This window comes from Chryseobacterium sp. BLS98 (assembly GCF_001045445.1).
Classification (GTDB): Bacteria; Bacteroidota; Bacteroidia; order Flavobacteriales; family Weeksellaceae; genus Chryseobacterium.
This window is the reverse complement of record NZ_LFNF01000003.1, coordinates 334,947-355,197: the sequence shown is the minus strand read 5'-3', so window position 1 is coordinate 355,197 and position 20,251 is coordinate 334,947. Positions and strand designations below refer to the sequence as shown.

Below are 20,251 nucleotides of genomic sequence, written 5' to 3'. Positions count from 1 at the left end.
TAATTAAAGTAAATAACTCAACCATACCAAAACACAAAAGCTTATCATTTTGATAGGCTCGTTTATTGAAATGATAGGGTTTAGGCGTTAGGTTGTAGAGACTAGGGAATAAGGTTGGTCGAAGTTGTAATGGTGGTTGTGAGTAGTGAATGGTGAATTTTGCTTCGCAAGTGAATAAGTGAATTTTTTAGAGTCAAGAGTCAAGAGTCAAAAGTCAAGAGCCAAGAATCAAGAATCAAGAGCTAAGACTTCAGATGTGAGATTTCAGATTTCAAACTATTTCCTCAATAATTTATCTGTCAACCAGCATCTAGCAACATAAATTAAGCTCTCAAACCCTAAAACACTCACACTCTCCGACGCTCAAACCCCATACTCGCAACTCATTTACCTCAAACTGTATTCCTCCAGCTTGCGGTACAGCGTCGCAATGCCGATCTCCAGCAATCTTGCAGCTTCGGCTTTATTGCCTTTTGTATACTGAAGAACTTTCTGAATGTGTATTTTTTCCAGAGACCGGATGCTTAAAGAATCACTTTCAGGAATCGGTTTATCTGAATAATGCGGAAGGCTTTCTGTATCAAGGGTATTATTTTCCATTAAAATAAGGCTTCTTTCTACGGCATTTCTAAGTTCGCGGATATTTCCTTTCCAGTCGTTTTTTTCCAGGGTTTTATAATAATCGGGACTCACCTGAAGGTCGGAAAGGTGCAGTTTCCGGGAGAAAACATCAATGAAGTTTTTGGCCAGCACTTTCAGGTCTTCTTTTCTTTCCCGGAGTGGCGGAAGGTGGATTTCAAAAACATTCAGCCTGAAATAAAGATCTTCCCGGAAATGTCCCTGCTTTATTTCATCTTCCAGATCCCTGTTGGTCGCAGCAATAAGCCTGAAATCCGATTTAGAGACTTTTGTCTCGCCCATTTTAATAAACTCTCCTGTTTCTAAAACCCGGAGCAGTTTTGCCTGAAGATCTATAGGCATCTCTCCTATTTCATCCAGGAACAGAGTTCCTTCGTTAGCTTCTTCTATCAGACCTTTTTTATCTTTTACAGCTCCGGTGAATGCTCCCTGTTTATGACCAAAAAGCTCACTTTCCAGGATTTCTTTACTGAAAGCAGAACAGTTAATCGCTACAAAATTATTTTTCTTTCTCCCGCTTCCTTCATGGATAGCATTGGCAAAGACTTCTTTTCCCGTTCCTGTTTCTCCGGTCAGAAGAACAGCTGCATCCGTTAAAGCAACTTTTTCGGCCAACTTTTTAGACTGCAAAATTGAAGGCGAAGTTCCGATAATTTGTTCAAATCCTTTTGATATGCCGGTCTTCTGGACAATTTTAGAGCGATTATCCTTTACTTTTTCCAAAGCTTTATATACCAACGGGATAATCTTCTCATTGTCGTCCCCCTTCACCAGATAATCATAAGCCCCGTTTCTCATTGCCTGAACAGCATCGGTAATATTCCCGAAAGCAGTCATCAGAATAATTTCCAGATGCGGATATTTGGTTTTGACAGATTTTACCAGTTCCACCCCGAAAGCATCAGGAAGACGCACATCGCACAAAACGACATCAAATTCATGCTGCTCAAGCATCGTCATTGCTGAACGTGCTGTTGAGGCTTCTTTTACGTTAAAATCTTCTTGGGAAAGGATCATTCCTAGTAATTTCAGGAGCTTGATCTCGTCATCGATGATCAGAATGTTTCCGTGCATGGTGTAAGTTTTTGGAAAACTACTGCAAACTTATTGAATTTATTTTGGAAAGAAGCTGATGAATGTTGAATTAATAAATACATTTTATACTGGAGAGTATTTCATCAGAACACTTGAATCGTCTTCATTTAGCTCCACATCAGGAATTTCTGTGAAGCCGATCTTTTGGTAAAGTCTATGTGCTTTGACATTCGTATTTTTGACTTCAAGATAGATTTCAATGTCTTTAAACTCTTTATTCGCTTCTTCTATAACCTTCTGAATCAGATGCCGACCTATATTTTTACCCTGATATTCTTCTTTAACATACATCTGGTAAATATTTCCTTTGTCATTTTCATCTTTAACAAAAGTGCAGATTCCAATGACCTGATCTTCATTGAAAGCGCCCACTACAAATCTTTCTGCCAACTGATTTTCAATATCATATTCTATTCTGAATTTTTCAGTTTTTAACGCTTCCTCATAATCTGCGCAAAAAGATTCCGGGAATTTTTTTAAGCTTTCGAGCCTGATTGTTCTGTAGATGGTACTTTCTTCGGGTAAAAGTTTTCGGTATTGAATATTCATTGTCATCTCAATTTGTAAAATAGTAATTACGGGATAGTTTTAGTATCTGATCATGTAAATAATGTTTTTATATGATATAAATCAAAACTATAGATGCAATATTAAGGAAATTCGGGTTTGTTCTATCCTGATTCCTTACATTTGTAATGCATTCTGATTTTCAGGAATGAAATGAGTTAGCTTATGATTGACAAAAGATACAAAGAAACAGTTCATACAGATAAAAACAACTACGAATATATCACCATTTCCAATGACGAAAATAAGGTAAGAATTTATACTTTAAAGAATGGCTTAAAGGTTTTTCTTGCCCAAAATTTCGATGCTCCGAGGATTCAGACATACATTCCTGTGAGAACCGGAAGCAATAACGATCCGGCTGACAATACAGGTCTTGCGCATTATCTTGAACATATGATGTTTAAAGGAACCTCAAAAATAGGAACTCAGAACTGGGAAAAAGAAAAGGAGCTCCTTGACCGGATTTCTGCCCTATATGAGGAGCATAAAGCTGAACAGGACCCTGATAAGAAGAAGGAAATCTATAAAAAAATAGACAGCATTTCACAAGATGCCAGCCAGTATGCCATCGCCAATGAATATGATAAGGCTATTTCTTCATTGGGAGCCAGCGGCACGAATGCCCATACCTGGTTTGATGAAACAGTTTATAAAAACAATATTCCTAATAACGAGCTTGAAAAATGGCTTAAAATAGAGAAAGAAAGGTTTTCAGAGATTGTGTTACGTCTTTTCCATACGGAGCTGGAATCGGTATATGAGGAATTTAACAGGGCGCAGGATAATGATTCAAGGCTTGTGAATTATGAGCTGATGAGCGCTCTTTTTCCAACCCATCCAAACGGCCAGCAAACAACACTCGGGAAGCCCGAGCACCTGAAAAATCCTTCTATGAAGGCAATCCATAAATATTTTGATGAATATTACGTTCCGAATAATTATGCCATGGTTTTGGTAGGAGATCTGGATTTTGAGGAGACTATACAGCTTGTTGATCAGTATTTTGGAAGCATTCCCTACAAAGAGCTTCCGAAAAAAACGCCTGTGGTTGAACAGCCCTTAACTGAAATTGTAAAAAAGACGGTAAAAAGTCCTACCACTCCAAGGGTTCAGTTAGCATGGAGAACGGACAGTTATGGGACCAGAGAGGCTATGCTGGCAGATATTACAGCCAATATTCTCAGTAACAAAGGGGAAGCCGGCCTTCTTGACCTTAATATCAACCAGACGCAAAGAATGCTTTGGGCACAGGCATTCTCTGTCGGCCTGAAGCAATACGGATATTTTTCTATTGTAGCTGTTCCAAAGGAAACACAGACTTTAGAAGAAGCAAAAGAAATGGTGCTGGAACAACTTGAATTAATCAAAAAAGGAGATTTTCCTGATTGGATGCTTCCCGCCATCATCAGCGATTTTAAGCTTCAGCGTTTAAAAGGACTTGAAACAGCAGATGGACTGGCCACGAACCTTTATGATACCTACATCAAAGGAAGATCCTGGGAGCAGGAACTGAATGAGCTGGATGAATACCAGGCTTTCACCAAAGAAGATGTGGTCAATTTTGCCAATGCATTTTTTAAGGAGAATTATGTGGTGGTTGATAAAGAAAAAGGAGTAAATGACCAGTTGGTAAGAGTTGAAAATCCAGGAATTACCCCAATTAAAATCAACCGCGATGCCCAGTCTGAGTTTTTAAAGGAAATTACTGCTGAAAAAACAGATGATATACAGCCGGAATTCATTGATTATAAGAAAGAAATTCTCACAGATACAATAAAGGATAAAAAGCTAAGTTTCGTCCGCAATAAATACAATGATATTGCCCAGGTGCACTTTATTTTCCCTTTTGGAAGTGATAACGACAGGGATCTTGGAATTTCCACACAGCTTCTGCAGTACCTCGGAACCGAAGACCTTTCGCCCGAGGATTTGAAGAAAGAGTTTTTCAAAATCGGGATCAGTAATGATTTTAAAACAACCAATGACCAGCTTCTGATTTCACTCAGCGGGCTGGAAGAAAATATTGAAAAAGGAATTGGTCTTCTTCAGCACTGGATGTATGAGGTAAAACCTGATCAGGAAATCTATCAGCAGTTTGTAGAAACTGTTCTGGAAAACCGTCAGGCTACGAAAAAAGACAAGAACCGCATTATGACGGCACTGACCAATTATACAAAACTGGGCAGCTTCTCCCGCTATACCGATATTATTTCGAAGGAGGAACTTGAAGCTGGTCATGCGGAAGTATTTACGGACAGGATGAAGAATCTTTTCAAATATCCTTACGAGATATTTTTCTATGGAAAAGATCTTGAAAACTTTAAGAATTACATCGGAAAGTATGTAGAAAATGTGAGTTTTCAGATCCCTGAGCCTAAGCAATATCCTGAACCTGAAACCAGCGGTAATGTTTATTTCATGAATTATGACATGGTACAGATGGAAATGAGCAAAGTGGGAAGAGGACATGAGGTAAATACTTCAAACTTCGGAAAGATTAATGTCTTCAATGAATATTTCGGAAGAGGGCTTTCATCTATTGTTTTCCAGGAAATCCGTGAAAGCAAAAGTTTAGCTTATTCCGCTTATGTTTCTTATGCGGCTAATTCTGAACTGGGGCATCCTGATTATATCACTACTTACATCGGAACACAGCCGGATAAGCTCCAGATTGCTGTAAACACGATGAGTGAGCTGATGAATGAGCTTCCCGAAGTTCCTATCCAGTTTGAAAATGCTAAAAATGCAGCCTTGAAACAGATTGCATCCACCAGAATTACCCGGAACAATATATTTTTCAATACATTACGCCTGAAAAAACTTGGAATTTATCATGATTTCAGAAAAGATATCTATGCACAGATTAAAAATCTGAAATTTGAAGACCTTAAGGAATTCTACCAAACAGAGATTAAACCGATCCATTTTAACACCGCTATTATCGGCAAAAAAGAGAATCTGGACATGGAGGCTGTAAACCAGATGGGAGCCTTTAAAGAATTAACATTAAAAGAAATTTTCGGGCATTAATCTAAGAATATACTGAATAAAAAAATCGAGAATAGTTCTCGATTTTTTTTATTGATATCTGGAAAAAGAACTGCGAAGGATTTCTTTCGCTTCTTTTTCTACATTCTGATAAGAGTAAAAACCATAGATCGCATCAAAATTTATATTTTCAAATCGCTTTTCAATTTTCTTAATTTCACTCAGGGGTAAAGGAATGCGGTTGGGATAGCTTCTCATGACAGCAAAATGTTTTAATGAAGGGGAAAGATACATTGTGTCACCGATTAACAGTGTTCCTTTTTCATTCATCCAGGGGATTTCAATAACAGAGCTGCCATCAAAATGACCGCCGATATTATGTATTTTAAGGCCGTTCCAAAGCTCTGTCTGATCACCGCTCCAATATTCTACAGAATTTCCGCCGTTAACAACCCATTCTTTATCTTTTTCATGAATAAGAACTGAGCAATCAAAAGTCTCTGCCCACATTCTCATGATGGAATAATAATGGGGATGCGAAAGGGCAATTTTCCTGAGTCCCCCTTTTGATTTAATAAACTCAATGACACCTTCATCCAGCAAAGGAATACAGTCCCACATGATATTCCCGTTTTCAGAAATTATAAAAAGAGCCCGCTGGCCTATGGAAAACCTTGGATTTACCGTAAACTCATAGAGGTTATCGTTTATTTTTTTGATTTTAACGCTGTGCTTTTCCAACAGCTTATCATGAGTGGTCCAGGATTGCCCGCTCTGTGGTACAGACTGCCGCTCATCTTCACAAATAATGCATACATTTCCGGGATAACTGTCTGGATATTGTGTTCCGCATTCCGTGCACATTCTGAGGGTATTACTTTTCATAAGAAGTTTTTGTTAAAGTTACATAGATCAATGCAATTGAAATTTATTTTTCAAGAGGGAAAATCTATATTTAATATTAAACTTCTTTACGGTTATGTCATCATACAATCTCCATCACCATCCTGATACCGGGGATCAAATCCTTCAGGAAGATGTTGGATCAGAAGTTTGTGAAACATATATCTTCTCTCAAAATTACGTTCGTAAATCTTTGGGAATTTTTTAGATTCATCCAGCTTTTTATTGAGCTCTTTCTGGTAGCTGGTTAAGGTCTTCACTTTATTTGTGACAATAAAATAGCTGAGAAATTCAATAAAACGGTCTAAACCGGAAGTTTCCGAAAACAGATAGGGAATCTTAAGGTTTCCGTCCCTGAGCTGCAGCAGTGAACCCGTTATCAAAGTATTTTTGTCATCATAGATTTTCACCCAAATATATTTAAAAACCTCAGCATAACTTGAAAACAGGTAATGATCATCTTTTTTCTTACCTTCCAGTACCCAGGGATTTTTTATAAATACATTAATTTCATCCGCGCTTCTTTTGCTCTGGAATTTTGACAACAATTCTGAGCTTTCAGCATCAATATGATCAAGGGTTTCAAACCTGAATTGAGGCTTTTTTACAGTTGAATTTTTTACTGAAATTAAGGAATTAACAACTGCATCAGCCACCTGGAAAAGAGGGCCCAGCGCCTTTGTCCGAGGCTTCTTTTCAGGAATAATACCCGCTGCATCTGAGCGGAAATAATACCTTTTTCCTGCTTTTGGATAAACATATTCGAAAACGCCCAGCATATTGTATAAGGCTTCTGCCTCTTTGGTAAATTCTGTTGCGATGATGTTGCCGTCATATTCTTCGAACATCTTATTCAGCAAAGCTTTTGCAATTCTTTTCCCACGGAATTCTTCGCTCACAAAAAGGGTACTCAGCCACGCATAATGGAATATTTCTCCGTCGATTAAATAATTATCGGGAAAACAACCGACATATCCTGCCAATTTCCCGTCGTAAAAAGCCAGAACCAAAAGCGTCTGATCATCCAGCGCCTTCAGGTTCCTGATCTGGGATTTGGCCCGGTGTGCTGAAATGGGAAGAAAATCAAAGCTGCTGAAATCTCCTGAAGAAACGAAATTTTCCAGTTGTTTTTTATTAAATGTCTTCAGCTCTGTCATTTTCTCACTATTTTATTTTTGTTGATTATTTTTTTCAATCTGAAATAAGCCGTTTCTTTTTTTAATATTTCTTCTGCACTTGCCCCTATTTCCATCGGAATCCTGTGAAAAAGCCTTTCTACACTATCTAATTTTGCCCCTGCGCTTCCGAAACAGCAAAATAGTTCTTCATTTTTAAATAACTCATCAAAAAACTCTTTCTTTACCCCAAAATCTGTGAACGGAAACGCAAAGCTCTCATACATAAAATCGTTTTCTTTCAAATAATTAAAGGTCCGGTCTGTAGTTTCCATCTGTTCTTTCAATGAAAGTTCACCATATTTTGGATGATCCCAGCTGTGGGATGAAATTCCATACCCTTTTTGTGTGAGTGTCTTTAGCTGGGCTGTTGTGAGGTAAGGAGTGTACTCTTTTAAATATTCATTGCAATCAATTTCCATTCTTTCAATCAGTTTGTCCAGCAAATCTCTTTTGTGATAAATGATCTTTAAAACCTGTTGTTTAAAATCTTCTTTTGATGGATTTTCCAGGGAAAGCATTCTGTAGATTTCCGGATCTGTTATTCGTATCTTTTCTGCTGCATCAATGATTAAGCTCGCTTTACATCTGAACATCAGTTCCTGATTATCAATAAAAGCAGGATTTACAAAGTTACAGGAATAGATCCCTTTCCGTTCCAGAACAGGAAGTACAATATCATAAAATTCTCTGAAACCATCATCAAATGTAAGCAGGGCTATCTTTTTCTGAGGCTTAAAATTCCCCTTCACAAAGTCTTTAAATTCTGACCAGCTGACAAACTGGAAATGTTTTGAAAGACAGTCCAGATCTTCTTCAAACTGCTTTGTGTTTTTATACTGAATGATGTGTTGAATGTGTGGTAAATTTTCATCAGAAACACAGTGATATACGGGCAGACAATAGTCCAGCGGAAAAGACTTTCCGATGTTTTCTGTCTCAAAGGCTGCCAGCATACTGATGATCTTATCTTTCATCTCTGTTAAATAAAAAGAATCTATTCAAAATGTATTCAAATAGATTCTTAAAGGTATGGTTTTTATGTCTTATTTTATCACCTTCATTTCGTCGATCAGCCATTTGGAATCGGCATATTTATCGATAATAAAAAGGATGTATTTGGTATCTACCATGATGTTTCGGCTGAAACGCGGGTCGTAGTTGATGTCACTCATTGTACCTTCCCACTGTCTGTCGAAATTCAGTCCCACAAGGTTCCCATTGGCATCCAGTGCAGGGCTTCCTGAATTCCCTCCGGTAGTATGGTTGGTAGCGGTGAATCCTACAGGAACATCACCTGTTTTATCTTTATAAATGCTGTAATCTTTTTTGTTGTAAAGATCAATCAGTTTTTTAGGAACATCAAATTCATAATCGCCCGGAACATATTTTTCCATTACTCCTGCAAGATGGGTCTGGTAGCCATAAGAAACGGCATCTCTTGGTGTGGAACCTTTTACTTTTCCGTACGTTACACGAAGCGTAGAGTTGGCATCCGGGAAGAATTTCCTGTCTTTATCGGTTGCCATCTGCTGGGCCATAAATTTTTTCTGAAGATCATCAATTTTCCCCTGAAGTGAGGTAAACTGAGGATCCGCATTTTTCATATATGTTTCTTTCATGGAAACATACAGCTGATAAACAGGATCTTTTTTCAAGGTTTTGATCAGCTTGTCCTGATTAGAGAATGCTTTCTCAATATCTCCGTTCAGAGCAGCCCCATTGACCTGGCTTCTTCCTGTGATAATTGAATTTTTAGACATTTCTTCAATCATTGGGATATTCTGGTTCTCGTCCTTGTACTTGGCAAAACCAGCAGGCAGGAACTGTGGAGCTGTTTTATTGGCATATAAAGCCAGTAACTTTGCCGTCACTTTGGCATCTAGCTCAGCGCTGTAATCTTTGTAGAAAGAGGTTAGTTTTGTTTTTAATTTGGTAAGATCCTTATCGTCCATTTTACCGGCCTCAACAGAAGCTATATAGTCGTAATAATCTCCTGCAAGCTTCAATGTTTCAGCGTTTCTTACAACTTCTGTATAATAAGCATTGTTCAATGCGTAAGGGGCCTGGTCGTTGTAGAGTTTATTCAGCTGATCCAAAGTAGCTTTAATCTCATGGTTTTTGGCAACCAGAGAACCTTCGTACATTACTTTTTTCTCTACTGCATTCGACTTTTTCAAGCCTTCTACCTCACCAATCCACTTTTTCCAGTAATTGGCTACTGAAGCATATTTTGAAGCATATTTAATGCGGGTTTCGCTGTCTGTACGCATTTTCTCGTCCAGCGTTTTCAAGGCTACTTCACGTACGGCGATCCTTGCAGGATCTATATCGGTCATGATCTTTTCTACCGCTACTGCAGGAAGATACTCAGTAGTTTTTCCCGGGAATCCGAATACGAATGTAAAATCGTTTTCAGCCTTATCTTTTATAGAAACGGGAAGGTAGTGCTTCGGAACATAAGGAACGTTGTCTTTTGAATATTCTGCAGGCTTGTTGTCTTTCCCTGCATAAATTCTGAACATGGAGAAATCTCCGGTATGTCTGGGCCAAACCCAGTTGTCCGTGTCACTTCCGAATTTCCCTATGCTTTGAGGCGGTGCCCCAACCAGACGGATATCTTTGTAGGTTTCCGTGGTAAAAGCGTAGTATTTGTTACCGTAATACATTGATTTTACAATGATTGACTGGTAAGATTCTATCTTCTGAGAGTTTTTATAAACCTCGATATTTTTATTGATTTTTTTGGTCAGTTCAGGCTCTACAAGGTTATCTGTCCCTTCCAGAATCTGATCTGTCACTTCCTTGATATCTACAATGAAGTCTACTTTTACTCCCGGATTCGGAAGTTCTCCTTCAGGATTTTTAGCCCAGAATCCATTGGAAAGAAGATCATTCTGAACCGTGGAATGTGCCTGGATCTGTCCGTATCCACAGTGGTGGTTAGTCAGTAATAATCCTTTAGGTGAAATGATCTCTGCCGTACACCCGCCGTTAAACTGTACCACTGCATCCTTTATGCTTGGTTTCTGGGTATTGAAAATGTCTTTGGCAGAAATCTTCATTCCCAAATCCTTCATTTCCTTTTCATTCAGCTCTGTAGGAATCCACATTCCTCCATATTGTTGCGCAAATGCCATTGCAGCCGGCAAAAGAAATACAGATAAAAGTATCTTTTTTGTCATAATCAAAATTTTGCCCCAATTTACAAAGAATATTGTACATATGCCTTACGTGGGTGAGGAAATATAGTGGCAGGGATGAAGAGTTGAAAATTTAGAGCCCAGAATCTAGAGTCAAGAACCAAGATTTCAGATGCTAGACTTAAGACATGAGGCTAAGGTTGAGATTGAGTTGGAATATGTGAATAGTGAATTTTGCTTCGCAAGTGAATGGTGAATTTGAGTAATAGCCAAGAATCAAGAGCCAAGGCTTCAAATGTGAGATTTCAGATTTCAGACTGTTTCCTCAATCATTTAACTGGCAACTGGCATCTAGCAACATAAATTAAGCTCTCAAAGCCTCAAACTCTACATCCCTCCAACGCCCTTCTATGGCTTGGTTTTTGTTTCAAATAAAGCACTTAAATTATTAATATATCTAAATTACCTCATCATGATGAATAGCAAAATTTTCATTCTGGGAATTGCATCGGCTGCATTTTTAGCATCGTGTAACCCTAAAGAAAAAACTACTGAAACTACAGATGCTACAACGGATTCCGCAACTGTACAAACTACACCTTCTGACAGCATTGCCAAAGCAACTCCTACCGCTCCAGGTGATACTTCGGAAAATGCTCTTGACTGGCCGGGAACTTACGAAGCCGTGGTTCCGTGTGCAGACTGTCCCGGAATTAAAACCTCTCTTACCATTAACAATGATAAAACGTTCAGCATTACGGAGGAGTATCTGGAAAGAAACTCAAAAAACCAGGATAAAGGAACCTTTGAATGGGATGCTGCAGGAAGCATCATTACCTTAAAAGGAAAAAGTGCCGGCTATAAATATAAAGTAGGTGAAAATGTTCTTATTCAGCTGGATATGGACGGTAAAGAAATAACAGGTCCGAATAAAAATCTGTATGTTTTCAAGAAAAAATAAAGGCTCTGGGTCTTTATTTTTTGTTTTGGCTTAAAATTGATAGGCTGTAATTTTAGAGTCATTGATAAGGCTTTTTATGACTTCATCATGTCTTGTATTTTTCCCGGTAAGCCTCCAGGTTATGGAAAGATTTCCCTGGGTATACTGCAGCTTGAGCATAAAGTACTTCAGATGATGTTCCTCAAATATTTGTTCTAAATGCTTAATATCTTCAGATCCTTCAACAGTTATCATGTATTCCCTGATCTTATGGCTGCTGTCTATAAAATTCTGAAGATAAATAAGCGCATTCAGAATTAAAAGTACCAAAACAGTTCCCAGCAGTGAAAGGTAAACATAGCCGGAACCAACAGCCATCCCTATTGAAGCGGTGGCCCAGATGGTTGTAGCAGTTGTGATCCCTTCTATTTTATTATCTCCTTTAAAAATAACACCGGCTCCCAGAAATCCGATCCCGGTAATGATATTGGCAGCCAGACGGTCCGGATTCTGTACCCCTATTTTAATGGAAAGAATGGTAAATAAGCAAGAGCCGAAGCATACCAGGATAAAGGTACGGAGCCCTGCTGATTTGTTCCGGTATTCACGTTCTGCACCGATCAGCAGTCCCAGAAGGACGGAGATGAGTATCAGCAGCAGCTCGTTTTGTACTGTGTAATGGTCCTGAAGAAATTCCATTGTCTAGAGTTTTACCTGAATAAAATTACAATAAAAAATTATCTTTCAACGTACGGGCTTTGTATCACTAAAAATTCCGGTTTAAAAGAAAAGTTTTGTAATATTACATTTTAATATCAATAAAGAAAATTCACAATGACGCCTACCTTTTTTGCGACGAAGGAAGAATTCAGAAAATGGCTGGAAGAAAATCATGCCAGGGAAAAAGAAATTCTGGTCGGCTTTTACAAAAAAGGAACCGGAAAACCTTCTATGAACTGGTCCGAGTCTGTAGATCAGGCTTTATGTTTCGGATGGATAGACGGCGTAAGAAGATCCCTGGATACAGAGAGCTATACCAACCGTTTTACCCCGAGAAAACCGAACAGTACCTGGAGCCTCATCAATATTAAAAAAGTGGAAGAGCTCACCAAAGCAGGCCTGATGACCGCAGAAGGGCAAAAAGCATTCGAGGCAAGAAAAGAAGACAAAACAGGGATCTATTCCCATGAAAATGAAAATATTTTTCTTGATCCTGCGTATGAGAAACGGTTTAAAGCTCATGAAAAGGCATGGACTTTTTTTGAAGAACAGGCTCCTTCATATAAAAGAACGATCATTCACTGGCTGATGAGCGCAAAACAGGAAAAAACAAGACTTTCCAGACTGGAAAAGGTTATTCATGAAAGCGAACAATTTAAGAGATTAAAATAACATACAATACATTAAAAAATAATTTATGGAGAAAGAGATTTCACACTTTTGGCTGGGATATTTTAAAAATGAAGATGAATTTAATGATTTTGCGGAGGAGGACGAAAGATATTACACAGAAGAGGAAAATGAAGATCTGTACGTGTCAAAATTTGCAGAATCACAAAATATTCAGTGGTTTGACTATGATTTTATAGAGTATGGTTTTGAGGATGAAAGCTTAGGTATTTATGAAAAATTCACAGATTATTCTTATGCCGACCAATGGCTTCCCATTGTGGAACAAAAGATCAACCAACTTGGCCTGGAAACTCCGGTAAATGCTATTATTTTCGCCAATAAACATGTGATTCCCAACCCCGTTTCTGTGAACGATGAAGAATTTGCATTGTACTACATCGGCGAGATTGAATATAATGTCTAACCCTGTATGAAAAGAGCTTCAATTAAGGATTATAAGAATCTTCTGAAGGTTTTTATGATCCTTTTGGATTATGGGGTGATCAGAAGAAATGATATTGCCGCATGGGCTGATTCTGTTTTAACCCGTGAAGAAGAGTCTGAATATGCATTCATTGAACTTTCCACCGTTACCAATTGGCATGATGCTGTACAGCTTTTAAACAAAAATTCTGCAGATGCCGATCCGGAAATTACTTCCAGAGCTTTACTAGGGGTTCTTTATCATATGCTTCAGGATGAAAAAGTAGTTTTAAAAACCGTTTTTGAAATTGCCACCTACATTTCTTATGAAGAGCAGCTTACTCTTGATGAACAATTTCTTTTGTATTCTCTTGATGAATATATTGAACTTAATATGAATGAAGCGTATGAAAGCTTCAAAAATAATTTTATAGATCTTCTCAGCATATATAAGGGTTTCACACTTGAAAATCATGACCAGTGGCCTTCTATAAATGAGGAAATAAAAAAAGATCTGGATATACGGCTTGAAGCAGTTAAAAAAAATTATCCTTATTGAAAATAAAGACTATGCTGTCATTACTTTAGACGGTTATAAAATTTTAACTATCTTAGGTTTAGTAAACCAATGATGAAACAGATTCTACTCATTTTGCTGATATTTTACACATCAACTGCATTTGCACAGAATAAATGCACGTTAAAACTTGAATCTAGTACCGTTTATCTGCAGCAAAAAGGAATTGTGGAATTGTCTGTCACGAATGCAGGAAACAAAAAGATTAAAATTAACAAAGAATTTTCGCCTTACAGATTACAGCTTGTCAAAATCCGGGAAAAGGAAAATAAAATAGATTATACCGCTGATGTGGACTGCTTTGCCGATTGTATAAAAAGCACAGTAAAACTAAAACCAGGAGAAAGCTACAGGTATACAATTCCTATAAAAGAAACCATTCAGTACAGCAAGTTACTCAAAGACAGAGCCTATAGTTTTCATCTGCTTTTCGATCTTGTTGATCTTACTCCTGAAGACTGTAATATTTATGGCTTGACGGATAAAGAAGTTGTATATATAAAATAAGCATTAACAAAAGTCGTTTTTAAATAAGCAAAGTTCTGATATGTACAAAAAACTTATAAGCATTAATTTAACTGTAATCTTTCTGCTTACTGCAGTTTATATTGGGGGATATTATTGTATTAATTATCCTTTTCCGTTTGATTTATGGTATACACTTAAAGAATGTCAACTACAATACCTGCTGGCTGGCTTTGCTATAACGGCTTTGATTTCTTACCTTATCAGCAGTTTAGTTTTTAAGAAATTAAATTTTAAAGATAAATTTTTGAGGATACTTGCCGTTATAAATTCTCTGATTCTGATATTCCTCATTTACATTGCATCCACTGCATTTATAAAAAACAAAAGAGAGCTGAGCAATCTGGAGAAACATTATATCCTGGAAGCTGAAAAAGATACTAAAAGAGATCAGATCGTTATGAGATATGGCGGATTTTATATTCCTGCCTATGATGAGGAAACCACCCGGAAGATAGATGGAATTTATAAGAAATATGGCATCATTTCAAAAAATACTGGTTGTGTAATTGAAGTAATGGACACAAAAGCCCAGGAAAAATATACAGAACTTGCCAATTCTTACCTTGAAAAAAGAAATGGAAAAGACTGGAAGTACAGGATGAAAAAGGAAATTGATGATCTGAAGAAAATTAAGAATCCGGAAGCTGAATAGAAATCAATTGTTGAAAATCATCAACCAATATTTTTTTAAAACTAATACAAAAGTAGTATTTCACAGGAAGTTAAAATTTCTTATCTTTATCTGGTATTGAATTGAATGAAACGTCATTCTTTTGACATACAGACCTTAAAAAAAACCGAGACGAAGGTAAAATCAATGAGGTGAAAAATGATTACACAAAATTTTCCGCATATGCAGGAAGTTTTAGAAGGCTAATTTTTAGTCTTCTTTTTGTTTAAAATAACTTATCTGAATAAAATTAAGATCAAAAAAATAAGGTGGGCCAACAACCCACCTTATTTTAATTATGCAATATTTTATTAATGTGCTTCCAGCCAGTTGTTCCCTACTCCCACTTCTACCAGTAAAGGCACCTGGGTTTCCAAAGCACTTTCCATCTCGGTTCTGATCAGTTTTGAAGCGGCTTCAATTTCGTCTACCGGAGCTTCAAATATAAGTTCATCATGCACCTGAAGAAGCATTTTAGTCTGCAGCTGCTGTTCTTTAAGCTCCTTATCAATTTTTATCATCGCCAGCTTTACCACATCTGCAGCACTTCCCTGTACCGGTGCGTTTACGGCATTTCTTTCCGCATGGCCCCTCACCACAAAATTATTGGAATTAATATCTTTCAAATGACGTTTTCTTCCTAAAATTGTTTCCACATACCCTACCTGGCGGGCTTTGCTTACCTGTTCCGCCATATATTCCTTGAGTTTCGGATAGGTTTCAAAATAAGCTTCGATCATCTGTTTGGCTTCGGTTCTTGAAAGACCGGTCTGTTCTGCCAATGCAAAAGCTCCCTGCCCGTAGATAATTCCAAAATTAACAGTCTTGGCCTGGCTTCTCTGAGTTTTGGAAACTTCTTCCAGAGGAATTTTAAATAATTTGGCTGCCGTTGAAGCGTGAATATCTTCTCCATCCTGGAAAGCTTTAATCATATTCTCTTCTCCTGAAATCTCAGCAATCAGACGAAGCTCGATCTGAGAATAATCGGCAGAGATAATTTTTTTGCCTTCTCCGGACACAAAAGCCCCTCTGATCTGTTGCCCGCGCAGTGTCCTGATCGGAATGTTCTGAAGATTGGGATTTACACTTGCCAAACGTCCAGTAGCAGCCGTAGTCTGGGAGAAATTGGTATGTACCCTGTTGTCCTGCTTGTCGATCTGTGAAGGAAGTGCATCTACGTAAGTAGATTTTAATTTCTGATAGGTTCTGTATTCCAGGATATGCTTGATGATTTCATGTTTTGAGCTTAGTTTTTGAAGAACATCTTCTGAAGTTGCGTACTGTCCTGTTTTTGTTTTCTTGGCTTTAGGATCAAGCTGCATTTTTTCAAAGAGAATTTCTCCAAGCTGCTTGGGTGAATTCATGTTGAATTCTTCTCCGGAAAGTTCAAAAATTTTAGATTCCAGCTGTCTCAGATCGTTTTCAAGATCGATGCTTTCCTGTGCCAGCCATTTTTCATCAAGTGAAATACCGGCCAGTTCCATTTTTGCCAGGACTTCCATCAGCGGCATTTCGATTTTGAAGAAAAGCTCTTCCAGGTTTTCTTTTTTCAGTTGCGGGGCAAAAAGTTCGTACAGCTGAAAGGTTACGTCGGCATCTTCTGCTGCATAATCGGTTTGTGTTCTCAGGTCTGCATCCCGGAAAGTCCCTTGTTTTTTACCTTTTTTTCCAATAATGGTTTCAATGGAAACCGGTTTATAGTTGAGATAGACTTCGGAAAGGTAATCCATTCCGTGCCTTCCGTCCGGGTTCAGCAGGTAATGGGCAATCATGGTATCAAACATGGCCCCTTTTACCGTGATATCGTACTGTTTTAATATTTTATAATCGAATTTCAGATTGTGTGCAATTTTCAGAAGATCTTCTTTTTCAAAGAAAGGTCTGAAAATTTCAAGGGTCTGCAGTACTTCTCCTTTATCCTCGGATAACGGGATATAGTACGCCAGACCTTTTTTATAGGAAAAGCTCATTCCTACCAATTCTGCTTCCAGCTCATTCAGTGATGTGGTTTCCGTATCAAAGCAGACTGCTTGCTGCTTTAACAAATTATCCACCAGCACTTTCTGGGCTTTAGGGTTATTAACAAACTGGTAGAGATGGTCATTATGTTCAATGGAACTCTTGGTGGAAGTTGCCTGATCAAGTTCTTCAAAATTGGCAAAAAGATCCAGCTGCATTACCTGCCCTTTTATTTCTGTAACTACTGCGGTCTGCTTTATCTCAACTTCACTTACCACCACAGTTTCTACAGGAGCCGAAGCAAATGCACGGTAAAGGTTTTCGTACAATCTCCTGAATTCAATTTCATCGAAAACTTCTTTTACTTTTTCAAAATCCGGGGTATCAAGATCATACTGTTCCTGATGGAATTCTATCGGTGCATCACAAATGATTGTTGCTAATTTTTTGGATAAAATTCCTCTTTCTGCAGAAGCTTCTACTTTCTCTTTCAGCTTTCCTTTCAGCTTATCCGTATTGGCCAGCAGAGTTTCTATATTTCCGAATTCTTTAAGGAATTTCATGGCTGTTTTTTCTCCCACACCCTCCAATCCGGGTATATTATCTACGGCATCTCCCATCATGGCAAGGAAATCGATGACCTGCTTGGGATCTTCTATTTCGTATTTTGCTTTTACTTCTTCTACTCCAAGGATTTCTATATCGCCCCCTTTTAAGCCGGGTTTGTAGATTTTAATTTTATCTGTTACCAACTGGGCAAAATCTTTATCCGGCGTAACCATAAAAGTGGTATATCCTTCTTTTTCTGCTTTGCAGGCAATGGTGCCTATCACATCATCTGCTTCATATCCTTCAACTCCCAGTATGGGAATATGCATTGCTTCCAGAATTCTGTGAATGTATGGAATAGCAATCTTGATAGCTTCAGGAGTTTCGCTTCTATTAGCTTTGTAATCCGAATAATCATCCGTTCTTACGCTTGCCTGCCCAACATCAAAAACAACTGCCAGATGGGTCGGCTTTTCTCTTCTGATTAATTCAATAAGGGAATTGGTAAACCCGAAAATAGCAGAGGTATCCAAACCTTTACTGGTAAGCCTTGGATTTCTGATCAGTGCGTAATATCCTCTGAAAATCATCGCATAAGCATCGATGAGAAAGAGTCTTTTATCTTGTGTTGCGTCCATAATGTCTATAATGAACAAATATAAGAAAATAGGAAGTTTCTTCGGGGTAATAAGTGATGAATTGTGAGTTTTGAGGTGAAGGTAAGGGTTGGAGAGTTTGAGAATTTTAGGGTTTGAGAGCTTGATTTATGTTGCTAGATGCTGGTTGACAGATAAATTATTGAGGAAATAGTTTGGAATCTGAAACCTCACATCTGAAATCTTGGTTCTTGGCTCTTGATTCTTGGCTTTTGAATTTTGACTTTTGACTTTTGACTCTAAAAAATTCACCTATTCACTTGCGAAGCAAAATTCACCATTGACATATTGTTCTCATGTCTGATATCTTCCCACTAAAGTCCTGGCCTTAATCAGTTCCCATAAAAAACGGAACAGCATTTCTGCTGTTCCGTTCAGTTGTTATTTTTTTACTAAAAGACTTGGGTCTATTAATGACCTGATGAAGGCCACATTCCGCGGTACTCAGAGTTACCAAGAGTGATAACTTCTGCGCTTACTACGAAACTGATCAGCATACTGTTGCTGTCTATTGCATCAAAATCTACTTCATGCTGGATTACATATCCGTTTTCCCACTTCAAAGTAGTTAATGTACCTTCTTCGTGAGATTTGTTGAAGGTAACTTCTCCTGTTGTAGGCTTGTATTTCCCGTTCAATAAACTTTCAAGGATATCAGATTTTTCAGTAGCTTCAACTGTAACTTTGATAAGAGCATTTGACGGATCTGATGCTACACGTCCTGAAACATCTGTAGATCTGGATACGCTATAGTTAAGCTTTAATAATTTTTGACCTTCTCCGTTGTTGAATTTTAAGATTCCTCTTGAATTTGCTGCCATGATTGGTGATTTTAAATGTTATATATTATGTGAATAGTGATTGATTACAGAGCAAAGATAGACCCGATATGGATAAGGAAAAAGTTTTTGGATGCAAATCTGAAATATTGTAGTAATTCTACGATTTGATGTAGTAATTCTACGACTTTTGAGTTAACATAATGCTGTAAATGCCTGTCTGCAATAGAAATTTTGTCTTTAAAAGTATTTAATGCCGTTATAATTTTGCACTATCATGGGAAATATTAAAACAAAATCAGACCTTGATGATCTGATTTTGATGTGGGATTAAAATATTGTTTCCGCTGCTTTTATTTTCCTTTTACAATAGCCAAATCTTGCTGGTACCGGTTTTCACCGTAATTCTTTTTGAAGTTTACGGATATTTTATCTTTAGGACTTAGATTTTCATACAATTTTATTCTGAGTTTAGCTTCTGCTACTGTATCTTTTTGGTAAGGAAACTTAACATTGTATTTTTCAATCAGCTGTTTTTTAAATGCTAATATTTCGTTTAAATTTTCAGTTTTATTAAATTTCCTTTGATTTTCTTCCTCAAACTGAATATAGCTAGCCATCGGACAAATATTCGTTCCAGGAATAACAGGCTGCCCCCCCTTTTCTAAAAAATAAATAGCAAGGTTTAGATCATCTCTTGCTGCTGCTTCCATAATATTACTTCCATTAAAAGAGATATTATTAATATCAGCACCATTCTGAATCAAATAATCGATCATTTTTCTTTCAGTATTCTCAAGCCCTCCAATCATCATAGCGTCACATAACGGGGAGTCTCCTAAAGCATGATTAGGATTAGCTTTATACTTAAAAAGCAATTGAAGCATTTCATAGTTATTAAGGGCAACTGCATGATTCAAAGGAGATTCTAATCCTTCATTAGGAACTATAATATTAGGATCCGCCCCTAACTTCAATAATTTTTCCATTGCTTTAAGATCTTCTATAATAGAAGCATACATAAGCAATGTATATCCTGTTTCTTCCTGCAATTTGTTAAGATCAATGTTTTTTTCTTTAATAGTTTGTTCCATACCGGTAAGATCACCATCAAACATTTTTTGAGCAGCTAACAAACCGTCTCCTTTAAACATTTTTGAAGGTGGATATTGGTTTCTATTTTCTTTTTTACGCGACCTAAGGTTAAAATCTGAACAGGAAAAAAATGTCATGATCGAAAGTATTATTAAAATAATTGGTTTCAT

Annotated in this window: 17 protein-coding genes; 7 read left to right on the top strand and 10 right to left on the bottom strand. The window is 37.5% G+C overall.

From position 1 onward, the window contains the following. Positions 1 to 387: 387 nt before the first annotated feature. Entirely contained in the window at positions 388 to 1,713 is a 1,326-nt protein-coding gene (locus tag ACM40_RS12830; RefSeq protein ID WP_048503183.1) for a sigma-54-dependent transcriptional regulator, read from the bottom strand. 84 nt (positions 1,714 to 1,797) lie between these two features. After that, complete coding sequence (locus ACM40_RS12825) at positions 1,798 to 2,283, bottom strand: GNAT family N-acetyltransferase (RefSeq protein WP_048503182.1); 486 nt, start codon at positions 2,281 to 2,283, stop codon at positions 1,798 to 1,800. A 183-nt stretch (positions 2,284 to 2,466) separates the two neighbouring features. Here ACM40_RS12825 and ACM40_RS12820 point away from each other — a divergent pair, with 183 nt between their 5' ends. Then, on the top strand, positions 2,467 to 5,334 hold the full coding sequence (locus ACM40_RS12820; protein ID WP_048503181.1) for a M16 family metallopeptidase: 2,868 nt from the start codon (positions 2,467 to 2,469) through the stop codon (positions 5,332 to 5,334). Positions 5,335 to 5,382: 48 nt separating this feature from the next. On the opposite strand, the gene ACM40_RS12815 is transcribed toward ACM40_RS12820, so the two are convergent. From ACM40_RS12815 to ACM40_RS12800, 4 genes are all read right to left on the bottom strand, one after another. Next, positions 5,383 to 6,177, bottom strand: a complete 795-nt coding sequence (locus ACM40_RS12815; RefSeq protein ID WP_048503180.1) for a hypothetical protein — start codon at positions 6,175 to 6,177, stop codon at positions 5,383 to 5,385. A 92-nt stretch (positions 6,178 to 6,269) separates the two neighbouring features. Then, entirely contained in the window at positions 6,270 to 7,352 is a 1,083-nt protein-coding gene (locus ACM40_RS12810) for a GNAT family N-acetyltransferase (RefSeq protein WP_048503179.1), read from the bottom strand. Next, positions 7,349 to 8,347: a polysaccharide deacetylase family protein gene (locus ACM40_RS12805; RefSeq protein ID WP_048503178.1), complete on the bottom strand. Its 999-nt coding sequence runs from the start codon at positions 8,345 to 8,347 to the stop codon at positions 7,349 to 7,351. The genes ACM40_RS12810 and ACM40_RS12805 overlap by 4 nt, the downstream gene beginning before the upstream one ends. Positions 8,348 to 8,416: 69 nt before the next feature. Continuing rightward, entirely contained in the window at positions 8,417 to 10,555 is a 2,139-nt protein-coding gene (locus ACM40_RS12800) for a S46 family peptidase (protein ID WP_083996852.1), read from the bottom strand. 430 nt (positions 10,556 to 10,985) lie between these two features. Between ACM40_RS12800 and ACM40_RS12795 the strand changes: the two genes are divergently transcribed. After that, positions 10,986 to 11,474: a copper resistance protein NlpE gene (locus ACM40_RS12795; protein ID WP_228376179.1), complete on the top strand. Its 489-nt coding sequence runs from the start codon at positions 10,986 to 10,988 to the stop codon at positions 11,472 to 11,474. Between the two features lie 30 nt (positions 11,475 to 11,504). Here the strand turns inward: ACM40_RS12795 and ACM40_RS12790 are convergent, their stop codons facing one another. Continuing rightward, entirely contained in the window at positions 11,505 to 12,152 is a 648-nt protein-coding gene (locus tag ACM40_RS12790; protein WP_048503177.1) for an MgtC/SapB family protein, read from the bottom strand. 135 nt (positions 12,153 to 12,287) lie between these two features. Here ACM40_RS12790 and ACM40_RS12785 point away from each other — a divergent pair, with 135 nt between their 5' ends. The 5 genes from ACM40_RS12785 (at position 12,288) to ACM40_RS12765 (ending at position 15,025) form a co-directional block, all read left to right on the top strand. Continuing rightward, complete coding sequence (locus tag ACM40_RS12785) at positions 12,288 to 12,845, top strand: YdeI/OmpD-associated family protein (RefSeq protein ID WP_048503176.1); 558 nt, start codon at positions 12,288 to 12,290, stop codon at positions 12,843 to 12,845. 25 nt (positions 12,846 to 12,870) lie between these two features. Then, the gene (locus tag ACM40_RS12780; RefSeq protein ID WP_048503175.1) at positions 12,871 to 13,269 is read left to right on the top strand and encodes an immunity 22 family protein; all 399 of its coding nucleotides are present in this window, start codon (positions 12,871 to 12,873) and stop codon (positions 13,267 to 13,269) included. A 6-nt stretch (positions 13,270 to 13,275) separates the two neighbouring features. Further along, positions 13,276 to 13,827 (top strand): hypothetical protein, encoded by a 552-nt coding sequence (locus ACM40_RS12775; RefSeq protein WP_048503174.1) that lies wholly within the window; start codon positions 13,276 to 13,278, stop codon positions 13,825 to 13,827. 69 nt (positions 13,828 to 13,896) lie between these two features. Next, positions 13,897 to 14,352, top strand: coding sequence for a hypothetical protein (locus ACM40_RS12770; protein WP_048503173.1), 456 nt, complete (start codon positions 13,897 to 13,899; stop codon positions 14,350 to 14,352). A gap of 40 nt (positions 14,353 to 14,392) precedes the next feature. Then, a complete protein-coding gene (locus ACM40_RS12765) occupies positions 14,393 to 15,025 on the top strand; it encodes a hypothetical protein (protein ID WP_048503172.1) in 633 nt (210 codons plus the stop codon). Between the two features lie 329 nt (positions 15,026 to 15,354). Here ACM40_RS12765 and polA read toward each other — a convergent pair whose 3' ends face one another. The 3 genes from polA to ACM40_RS12750 all read right to left on the bottom strand — a co-directional run bounded on the left by polA (position 15,355) and on the right by ACM40_RS12750 (position 20,251). Continuing rightward, a complete protein-coding gene (gene polA / locus ACM40_RS12760; protein ID WP_048503171.1) occupies positions 15,355 to 18,189 on the bottom strand; it encodes a DNA polymerase I in 2,835 nt (944 codons plus the stop codon). Positions 18,190 to 18,617: 428 nt separating this feature from the next. Then, positions 18,618 to 19,028 (bottom strand): type VI secretion system tube protein TssD, encoded by a 411-nt coding sequence (gene tssD, locus ACM40_RS12755; protein WP_185097194.1) that lies wholly within the window; start codon positions 19,026 to 19,028, stop codon positions 18,618 to 18,620. A 311-nt stretch (positions 19,029 to 19,339) separates the two neighbouring features. Further along, the gene (locus ACM40_RS12750) at positions 19,340 to 20,251 is read right to left on the bottom strand and encodes an ankyrin repeat domain-containing protein (RefSeq protein ID WP_228376178.1); all 912 of its coding nucleotides are present in this window, start codon (positions 20,249 to 20,251) and stop codon (positions 19,340 to 19,342) included.

What these genes read in the sequence shown, in the direction of transcription:
- ACM40_RS12830 (WP_048503183.1), bottom strand. Translation starts at nt 1,713, where the DNA reads ATGCACGGAAACATTCTGATCATCGATGACGAGATCAAGCTCCTGAAA.
- ACM40_RS12825 (WP_048503182.1), bottom strand. Translation starts at nt 2,283, where the DNA reads ATGAATATTCAATACCGAAAACTTTTACCCGAAGAAAGTACCATCTAC.
- ACM40_RS12820 (WP_048503181.1), top strand. Translation starts at nt 2,467, where the DNA reads ATGATTGACAAAAGATACAAAGAAACAGTTCATACAGATAAAAACAAC.
- ACM40_RS12815 (WP_048503180.1), bottom strand. Translation starts at nt 6,177, where the DNA reads ATGAAAAGTAATACCCTCAGAATGTGCACGGAATGCGGAACACAATAT.
- ACM40_RS12810 (WP_048503179.1), bottom strand. Translation starts at nt 7,352, where the DNA reads ATGACAGAGCTGAAGACATTTAATAAAAAACAACTGGAAAATTTCGTT.
- ACM40_RS12805 (WP_048503178.1), bottom strand. Translation starts at nt 8,347, where the DNA reads ATGAAAGATAAGATCATCAGTATGCTGGCAGCCTTTGAGACAGAAAAC.
- ACM40_RS12800 (WP_083996852.1), bottom strand. Translation starts at nt 10,555, where the DNA reads ATGACAAAAAAGATACTTTTATCTGTATTTCTTTTGCCGGCTGCAATG.
- ACM40_RS12795 (WP_228376179.1), top strand. Translation starts at nt 10,986, where the DNA reads ATGATGAATAGCAAAATTTTCATTCTGGGAATTGCATCGGCTGCATTT.
- ACM40_RS12790 (WP_048503177.1), bottom strand. Translation starts at nt 12,152, where the DNA reads ATGGAATTTCTTCAGGACCATTACACAGTACAAAACGAGCTGCTGCTG.
- ACM40_RS12785 (WP_048503176.1), top strand. Translation starts at nt 12,288, where the DNA reads ATGACGCCTACCTTTTTTGCGACGAAGGAAGAATTCAGAAAATGGCTG.
- ACM40_RS12780 (WP_048503175.1), top strand. Translation starts at nt 12,871, where the DNA reads ATGGAGAAAGAGATTTCACACTTTTGGCTGGGATATTTTAAAAATGAA.
- ACM40_RS12775 (WP_048503174.1), top strand. Translation starts at nt 13,276, where the DNA reads ATGAAAAGAGCTTCAATTAAGGATTATAAGAATCTTCTGAAGGTTTTT.
- ACM40_RS12770 (WP_048503173.1), top strand. Translation starts at nt 13,897, where the DNA reads ATGATGAAACAGATTCTACTCATTTTGCTGATATTTTACACATCAACT.
- ACM40_RS12765 (WP_048503172.1), top strand. Translation starts at nt 14,393, where the DNA reads ATGTACAAAAAACTTATAAGCATTAATTTAACTGTAATCTTTCTGCTT.
- polA (WP_048503171.1), bottom strand. Translation starts at nt 18,189, where the DNA reads ATGGACGCAACACAAGATAAAAGACTCTTTCTCATCGATGCTTATGCG.
- tssD (WP_185097194.1), bottom strand. Translation starts at nt 19,028, where the DNA reads ATGGCAGCAAATTCAAGAGGAATCTTAAAATTCAACAACGGAGAAGGT.
- ACM40_RS12750 (WP_228376178.1), bottom strand. Translation starts at nt 20,251, where the DNA reads ATGAAACCAATTATTTTAATAATACTTTCGATCATGACATTTTTTTCC.